This is a genomic window from Novacetimonas hansenii JCM 7643, assembly GCF_000964405.1.
Lineage (GTDB): Bacteria > Pseudomonadota > Alphaproteobacteria > Acetobacterales > Acetobacteraceae > Novacetimonas > Novacetimonas hansenii.
The window spans coordinates 1-8793 of sequence record NZ_BANE01000021.1; the positions used below are offsets into that span (position 1 = coordinate 1).

Here is an 8793-nt window from a genome sequence, read left to right on the forward strand (position 1 = left end):
GGAAAAAGCTTCACCAAAAACTTTTATGATTTCAGGATGTTATCAGGCCTGACTTTTCAAACAGTCTCTAACCCGGCGGCAAGGCCCTCAGGGGGCAGGTCCGGGCGGCCGTGTCAGGAGACACGGCCCCCGGGGATGTCCCTTTCCTTCCCTGTCGCCCGGCCGCTTTCCTCAGGCCGCCGTGGTGGCCTTTGCCGCGACATCGCCCAGGGCAGCGCGCAGCTTGTTTTCATCAGCCGGGGACAGGGACGTTTGCAGCACGCGGGCATGGCCCTTGAACTGGCTCAGGTCGGCCAGAACCTTATCGGGCTGTGACTTGCGCACCAGCACGAACAGGGCCGACGTATTGGCAGGAATGGTGGCGCCCAGCGACTTGATGAATTTGTCATCAATGCCGTAATCGGTCATCGACCCGGCCAGGGCACCTGCACCCGCGCCCACGACGCTGCCCGCGACAAACCCGGCCAGCGGGTTGAGGAACAGCAGCCCCACCAGCGCGCCCCAGAACCCGCCAGAGAACAGGCCATAGGAGGCCCCGACCTTTTCGAGGTTCACGCTCTGCTGCAGGTGGATCTTGCCCGCCGCGTCACGCACGACGACGACCGCGTCCTCCAGATCAAGCAGGTATTCCTTTTCCAGCGCCTTGCATTCCGTCAGGGCAGCGGTGGCTTCGTCAATCGCGTCGAAACCAATGACAATCAGGTCGGACATCTGTGTTTCCTCAGTCAGCTTTGGTCATGGAACCAGCATTAGGGGGCATCCAGAGGATGCGGTGTTGTAACACTACTGTATTCCCTCAGGGTTCCGTGACATTTTTCAGAATGGGAGCCCCCGTGTGAATGCAGGTCTATCCCCCTTGTGCCGCGGTGGGCGACGACACAGGCGATTGCGCGTGTGATTGCCCATGGGGTGGTGCCGGTTCAGGGGGCGGTGCCGGTTCCGGTGGGGAGAAGACATCGCCCGGTGCATGGTCGAATGCGTCGGGCGTGCCGTTCGCGGGGGCGTGCCTGTCGCTGGGCGTATCTGCTGGCCTATCGGGGGGGGAGGCGTCTTTTCCCCTCCGGTCAGGTGATGGCGCGGCGGGGTGTTCCAGCGCGGGAACCCGCAGGACCTGTGACGCCTGCCCTGTCGCGACCGGGTTTACAAGGCGCGCGACATAGCCATTGTCCATTCCCTGTGTCATCGACCCCGTGTTATAGCAGCTTAGCGCATGATGCAGCCCTTCCTGCCCCGGGCCGAAGCGTGCCACGGCCCGCCCATAACATTCGCGCAGGACCATCGCCCCGGCCGCAAGGCTGGTGCAAGGGTCAAGCAGGTCATTCGCGGAGGTGCCCAGCCGGGCGAAATTGGCGGAATTGACCTGCATCAGGCCGATGTCGAAACTGTATCCATGCTGTGACAGCCACGCTGCCGTGGCCTGTGCCTCTGCCAGGGTCGCGGGTGGCCGTGGCAGGGCATAGCCGCCATTGACGTGGATCGCCCATGGGTCCAGCCGCGATTCCGCACGGGCCAGTGCCTCCATCGTAAGGGGGGAGACCAGAGGCGCGCATCGTGCCGCAAGGGTGCGTATGTCCGCCGCCGCCGCCCGTCCATCGCCCCACGACGCGACAACCGCCGCAGCGCTGAGGACAAGCATGATGGCGATGGCAGGCCGGGTGGAATAAGGCACGCGGTCCCTCCCGGGCGCTTGCAAAAGGCGGAAAGCTCCGTTTATCCTTTTGTCATGATCTGGGTGTCAAGATGCAAGTGGGGGATGGGAACCGGCATGACAGGATATGCGGGACCATCGCCTGAATGAGGCGCGCAACACGGGGTTGGTACCGGTCATGGATGGGCGCGATGCCCTGCCTGTGGGGGGCGGCGGCTGTCCTGTGCGGGTGCGCCTCCATGCATGTCCCGCCGGAGCCGAACATGAAACACCTTGTCGCGGTCAACCAGACCCTGCCGCCTGAACTGATGGGGCATGGCGCAACCCTGTCCACCACCACCGGAACGCAATAGTGAGGGGGGGCATGCTGGCGCGGGCGTCCGTGCGTCCACGGCAGTGCGTGGCGGGGGGGATGGTGTTGGTCGCGTTGTGGGGGGGCGATGCCCGCGCGACCGAACGCAAGACGTCCTCCCCTTATGATTATCGTATCAAGTCCGCTGTCTATAATCCCCTCGATACGGTGGAGATTGACGGTGTCGCCGGGATCGCGACGCATATCACCGTCTCCCCCGGGGAGCATTACGTGACCCATGCCTTTGGCGAGGAAGGGGGCTGGGCCTTCGCCTATAAGGACAATCATTACTTCATCCGGCCCAAGGCGCAGGAAAGCGACACCAACCTGACCATCGTGACCGACCGGCGCGTCTATCACATCTTGCTGCGTTATGTGGGTGGAACGCAGCAAAAGGGCGCGGATGGCAAGGTGCATGTCGCCTTCGCGCCGACGCCATGGGCGCTGGGGCAGGCCACGGTGGAACTGACCTATACCTATCCCGACGATACGGCGCGCAGGCAGGCCGGGGCGGCGCAGGACAGCCGCGTGCGTGACGCCCTGTCGAACCCGTATGCCGCCACCACGCGCAACCTGTCATACCGTCGCTCCACCACCGCAGCGGACCAGGTGATTGCCCCGCTCAATGTCTGGGACGATTATCGTTTCACCTATTTCCGCTTTGCCGAAAACGGGGTGTTGCCGACATTGTTCGTCATGAATGAAAGCGGGCAGGAATCCGTGGTCAATGCGGTCGTGCTGGGTGAAAATCACAATATCCTCGCCGCACAGATGACGGCGCGCCAATGGCGGGTGCGATATGGCTCCCTTGTGGTGGGGATCGTCAATGACGGCTATAACCCGTCGGTCATCGGCGGGTCAGGCGCGACCATTGCACCGGGCGTGCGCCGGGTGGCGCGGAGCGTGGCGCAATGACCGGCCCCGCGGCGCGCCATCATGTCGCTGTGCTGAGTGTCCTGGTGGCGGGCATGATGGCGGGTGGTGTCATGGGGGCAGGGTGCGCGCGCGGCGCGGATGATGGCGGGCGGATCACCCTGAAATGCCCCGGCAGCACCTTTGTCATTGATGCGCAGGGACAGACATCGTGCGCGGTGGCGACCCCGCCCGCATCCCCGGCCACCCCTGACCCGGTACTGTCGGCGGACCCGGTGGTGGATGCGGCGATGAAGCGGCGTCTGGGCCATGATTTCGCGCAACAGCCATCGGCGCCGGGCACTGGCACTGGCACGACCACAAGCGCCACGCCCACCACACCCGCTGCCGCCACCCCCGCCGCAGCGGACAAGAACCTTCTGACCTCGCGCCTTCAGCCGGAGGTCACGCCTGTCGCCATGGCCACCATGATGCGCGACCAGAACCTGACGATCAGCAAGGGGACACTGATCCCATGCGGGACCCTTGCTGAAATCGACACCACCCTGCCCGGACTGGTGACATGCCGTGTCAGCCACGACGTATATTCCGTGAATGGCAAAGTGCGTCTGGTGGACAAGGGGGCGATGGTGCAGGGGGAGGTCGCCTCGGCGCTGCAATATGGACAGAGCCGGATCTTCATCAACTGGCTGCGCCTGCGCAATCCCGACGGCGTCAGCATCGACCTGGCCAGCCCCGGCACCACCCCGTTGGGCAGCAGTGGTGTGACGGGCAAGGTCAACAGGCATTTCTGGGCGCGTTTTGGCGATGCGATCATGGTATCGGTCATCACCGATGTGGGGCAGTTGATGGTGCAGGCCATTACCAACCTTGCCTCCAAACCCGGTACGACCAGCATTTCCACCAGTTCCACCACCCCCACCGTTTCTGACGAGGTGGAGAAGGTCATCCTGGCCCAGACCGCGAACGTGCCGCCCACGCTGCGTGTGCCGCAGGGCAATGCGGTGGGGATCTATGTCGCCCGCGACCTTGATTTCACCAATGTCTATGCCCTGTCGGTGCAATAAGGCCGGCAGACTGTTGTAAAAAACACCTCCCGCATAACCATCGGAACCGTTTGAAAATGTACACCAGTGCTGCACTGAAATAATAAAAGTTTTTGGTAAAGCTTTTTTCAAAAAGCTTTGAGAGATGGTGTATTGCAGAGTAAAAAGTAAAATTTACCATTAATTATAAGTATTTTTCCATAAAATTATTCTATAAAATATCATGATTTCAGTGGATGGCCAATCATGAACTTATTAAATGCAGTTCTGGACCATCGTCCATGCCATGCCTGTGGCCGGGTTGCATTGGCTGTCTCTGTCCCCTGTATCATGCCCATACGGGATAGTGCGACAGGTGCATGACATGAAAATGGTTTGCATTCGCAAAGTAATGAAGACTGTTCGCCACCGTCATGCACTGATGGGGACATCACGGGACCATGTTATTTTTGGTCATGGGGCATGGTGGGCTGTGCAAAGATGCCCCTGATATTACGCGAACCGGCCCTGCCCCGGATGTTGCAGAAGTGCTGGATGATATAAAATCCAGAATATCATGTGTCTTTACTGCAACAGTGGGCGCTTGCGCCGCCTGTTGGATGTAATGCCGAACAATAGGAAGAAACGTTTGGTGTGGCTATGGAATTTATTTTCATGCCAGAGGGCGGACACCAGAATGCTTCACAAAAAAATGTCGTACATATACGAACGAATATAGACATATCGTGACCGTGATTATATACGCCGGGATATCTTTCAATCATAATTCTTTCAAAAGGTAGCCGAATGCGCGCGGTCAAAGGGACGGTGGTTTATGTTGTTTCGGCGGGGTTCGGCCTGACGTCACTGGGTCTGACGCCCCTGGCCCGGCCCGCCATCGCCGCCCCCGTCGCGCAGCCCCTGTCAAAGGGACCGGCCCCGACGCGTGTCCTCCCGGCCCCGCAGCGCACCGCGACGTCGGCAATGACGTCGCAGGCCACGCCCGCACTGCCCGCCGGTGACAGTGCCACGCGCAATGCCGTCGCCTCCACCAATGCAGAGGACATGACCGTGATCGGGCACCGGCGCATGGCATCCGGCGCCGCTGCTGATTATAACAAGAAGATGGCGAACCTCGGCCCCCTGGGCACGCGGCGTACGCTTGATACGCCGATGTCGATCATGACCGTCCCGCATGACGTGATCGTCAACCAGCAGGCGCGCAACGTCAACGACCTGATGCAGTATATGCCGTCGGTCCAGTTGGAAACACGCGGCGATCCGGGCACCAGCCGCCCGCAATCGCGCGGGTTCGAGGCGGACGTCATTTCCAACAGCCGCATTGATGGCCTGAACGCCTTTACCGTCACCCCGTATGCTGCCGAACAGTTCGATAACGTGCAGGTTCTCAATGGCCTTGCGGGTGCGCTGTATGGGCCGCAGAACCCGGCCGGGACGTTCGAATATGGCCTGAAACGCCCGACGGACGAACGGATCAACCGTCTGGCGGTGGGCGTGGATTCCATTGGCACGCTGATGGAAAATGTCGATTCATCAGGGCGCGTGGGCAAACATGGCTGGCTGGGTTATCGCATCAACCTGCTGCATGGTGACGGTACGTCCTATGTGCAGGACAGTTGGGTGCGCCGTAACATGGTCAGTGCGGATTTCGATATCCATGTAGACCGTGACACTGTCATTGAACTCGACGCCAGCCATTACACGTTCGATGAACGTGGCATGCCCGCGGGCATCAACCTGGCCGGATATCATTTGCCGACGGCCCCCGACCTGGGCAAGCCGCATATGGGGCAGGACAATGCGGGCTTCAATTCCGAAAACAACGTTTTCCTGGCAAAGGTAAAGCACCGGATCAATGATAACTGGAGCTTTGTCATCGGTGGCCTGTATCAGGATTCCGGCCGTCAGGTATTCGAAGCGGCAGATACCCTGATTAACAACAGGGGTGATTACAAACAGACGATGTCCGCGGCCACCACAGTCAATGATTTCAAGGTCGGCAGTAACATGGCCTATATCAACGGGCGTGTGCATACCGGTTTCATCACGCATGACCTGGTGATCGGCACCAATGGTTATATGGAAGGTGGCTATAACCCGCTGAGTGGGCAGAGCTATACGGACATCAAGTCCGCCTCGCTCTATAACCCGGTGGGCAAGGATGTGCCGCAGCCCTATTACCATGGCAAATATGAATCGCAATATGTGCGTTACCAGTCGATGATCCTGGGCGATACGCTGCATTTCAACCGGCACTGGTCCGCAAGCGGCACGCTGGCGTGGAGCTGGCTTGACGCGGAATCGACCGGGACGGTGGCGGGGAAACCGACCATTTCGGAGATCGAAGGTTATTCCGTCACGACCACGCATCTGTCCAAGGGCGCGACAAAGCATATGCCCGACGTGGATGCGGCGTTCAGCCCGACGGCCAGCCTGGTGTACAAGCCGACCGACAACCAGACGGCCTATTTCACCTATGGCCGTTCGTTGCAGGCGGGTTCATCGGTTTCGGCGGGCGCGCTGAACAATAACGAATATACCGCCCCCGTCCGCAGCGAGGAGTTCGAGGTCGGCTATAAATACATGTATCGCAACATGCAGTTCAATATTGCAGGTTTCCGTGCGACCCGCAGCTATTCCTTCATTGACCCCAAGACCGATATTTATGGCAATTACGGCACGCAGCGTAACTATGGCGTTGAATTCCAGGCCATGGGACATATCACGCCCCGCCTGTCGGTGATCGGCGGCATGACATGGATCGATGCGCAGGTGCTCAATACCGGCACGGCCGCGACCTCCAACAAACAGGCGGTGGGCGTCGCCCCGTTGCAGGCCAACGTGCTGCTGGATTATCGCGTGCCCTTTGCACAGGGCTTCGCCCTTAACGGGCTGGCGGTCAATGCCAATGTCCATTACACGGGCCGCCGTGCGGCGGATGTCTATAACTCCACCTTTGCCGGGTCCTATGTCACGCTGGACATGGGGGTGCGATATCCGTTCCGCGCCGGCAGGCATCCGTGGATGGCGCGTTTTGGTGTAACCAATGTTGCAAACGAACGTTACTGGTCCTCGGTCTATAACGGCACGGCCGAAGGCACGTCGGTCACGGCCGCAGGCACCAGTGCGGCCTATGCCGGCATGCCGCGTGCCTATCACTTCACGCTGGAGGCGGATTTCTGATCCGCTGTATCTTTTCCCCGCGCACCTGCTTGTGATGGTGCGTGGGGGCGTATTGGGCGTCAGGTGTTCCCATATTTCCTGAAAACCACAGGAAGGAACGCCATCCATGACCCAGCCGCCGAAACTGACCGACTGCCCCATTGGCATCACGGCCACCGGCCTGCGCCGCGAACGTGATTCGATGGGCGATATCGATGTCCCCGCCGACCATTACTGGGGCGCCCAGACACAGCGCAGCCTTGTGCATTTTTCCATCGGCCGCGATCACATGCCGATCGAGGTGTGCCACGCCTATGGCATCGTCAAGAAGGCGGCCGCCCAGGTCAACGCCGCTGATGGTCGCCTTGTACAATGGAAGGCTGACGCCATCTGCCGTGCCGCGGACGAGGTTGCAGGGGGCGCGCTGGATGCCGAATTTCCCCTGTTCGTATGGCAGACCGGGTCCGGCACGCAGACCAACATGAACGTTAACGAGGTGATCGCCAATCGTGCGATCCAGCTTCTGGGGGGTGTTCTGGGGTCCAAATCCCCGGTCCATCCCAATGATGACGTGAATATGGGGCAGTCGAGCAACGATTCCTTTCCCACCGCCATGCATGTCGCCACCTTGCTTGAAATCGATGACCGCCTGATGCCGCGTGTGGAGGAACTGATCCTTGCCCTGCGCGCCAAGGCCGAGGAATGGCATGACGTGGTCAAGATCGGGCGCACGCACCTGCAGGATGCGGTGCCGTTGACGGTGGGGCAGGAATGGTCCGGCTGGGCGTGCCAGTTGGAGGACGCGCTTGATGCGGTGAAGGCTGCGCGTGGCGGCGTGCTGCAGCTTGCGGCTGGCGGGACGGCGGTTGGCACCGGCCTGAACGCACCGGCGGGATTCAGCCATGCCATCGCACAGCGGATCGCGGCCCTAACGGGACGGGAGTTCGTCACCGCCCCCAACAAGTTCGCAGCCCTTGGCGGGCTGGACGCCATGGTGCGTGTTTCTGCCGCGCTGCGTGGGGTGGCCGTGTCGCTGATGAAGATCGCCAATGACATGCGCTGGCTTGGTTCCGGCCCGCGCTGTGGTCTGGGCGAACTGCACCTGCCGGAAAACGAACCGGGTTCGTCCATCATGCCCGGCAAGGTCAACCCAACCCAGTGCGAGGCCATGGTGATGATCTGTACGCAGGTCATGGGCAATGACGCCACCGTTGCCTTTGCCGGAAGCCAGGGGCAACTGGATCTGAATGTGATGCGTCCGGTGATCGTCGCGAATGTCATCCATGCGATCCGCATCCTTGCCGATGGGTGTCACAATTTCCGCGTGTTCTCGGTGGAGGGGACGCGCCTGAACCTCAAGCGCATCCGGCAGTATGTCGAAGGATCGGTCATGCTGGTGACGGCGCTGAGTCCTGAAATCGGCTATGACAATGCCTCGGCCATTGCGCACCGGGCGATGGAACAGGACATCACCCTGCGTGAAGCGGCGCTGGCGTCGGGATTGGTGGATGGGGCGACGTTCGATCGTCTGGTCAACCCGATGGCGATGGTTGGGCATGGGGTTGGCGGGGCATAAGGGAAGAAGGCCAAAGGCTGTAGCCCCCCAAAGGGCGTATCCTTTGGGAACCGTGACTTTATAAGAGAGTGTTTGAAAACAGGTCATTGATAAAAAAAGAAAAGTTTTTGGGTGCTGCCTTTTGATCGAAAAAGGC

The 8793-nt window shown here is 60.4% G+C and carries 7 protein-coding genes; 5 read left to right on the top strand and 2 right to left on the bottom strand.

Annotation, left to right across the window (positions count from 1 at the left end):
* Positions 1–171 precede the first annotated feature (171 nt).
* Together B7G66_RS01525 and B7G66_RS01530 are read right to left on the bottom strand one after the other, a co-directional pair.
* Complete coding sequence (locus B7G66_RS01525) at positions 172–711, bottom strand: DUF1269 domain-containing protein (RefSeq protein WP_003621403.1); 540 nt, start codon at positions 709–711, stop codon at positions 172–174.
* A gap of 136 nt (positions 712–847) precedes the next feature.
* A complete protein-coding gene (locus B7G66_RS01530; protein ID WP_003621404.1) occupies positions 848–1669 on the bottom strand; it encodes a lytic transglycosylase domain-containing protein in 822 nt (273 codons plus the stop codon).
* Positions 1670–1794: 125 nt separating this feature from the next.
* Here B7G66_RS01530 and B7G66_RS17045 point away from each other — a divergent pair, with 125 nt between their 5' ends.
* The 5 genes from B7G66_RS17045 (at position 1795) to fumC (ending at position 8657) form a co-directional block, all read left to right on the top strand.
* Entirely contained in the window at positions 1795–2001 is a 207-nt protein-coding gene (locus tag B7G66_RS17045; RefSeq protein ID WP_110550095.1) for a hypothetical protein, read from the top strand.
* Positions 2001–2915 (top strand): TrbG/VirB9 family P-type conjugative transfer protein, encoded by a 915-nt coding sequence (locus B7G66_RS01535; protein ID WP_141312824.1) that lies wholly within the window; start codon positions 2001–2003, stop codon positions 2913–2915. The genes B7G66_RS17045 and B7G66_RS01535 overlap by 1 nt, the downstream gene beginning before the upstream one ends.
* A complete protein-coding gene (gene virB10 / locus B7G66_RS01540) occupies positions 2912–3940 on the top strand; it encodes a type IV secretion system protein VirB10 (RefSeq protein ID WP_003621408.1) in 1029 nt (342 codons plus the stop codon). Before B7G66_RS01535 ends, virB10 begins: the two co-directional genes overlap by 4 nt.
* A gap of 765 nt (positions 3941–4705) precedes the next feature.
* Complete coding sequence (locus tag B7G66_RS01545; protein ID WP_003621409.1) at positions 4706–7102, top strand: TonB-dependent receptor; 2397 nt, start codon at positions 4706–4708, stop codon at positions 7100–7102.
* Between the two features lie 106 nt (positions 7103–7208).
* On the top strand, positions 7209–8657 hold the full coding sequence (fumC, locus tag B7G66_RS01550) for a class II fumarate hydratase (protein ID WP_003621410.1): 1449 nt from the start codon (positions 7209–7211) through the stop codon (positions 8655–8657).
* The last annotated feature ends 136 nt before the right edge of the window (positions 8658–8793 follow it).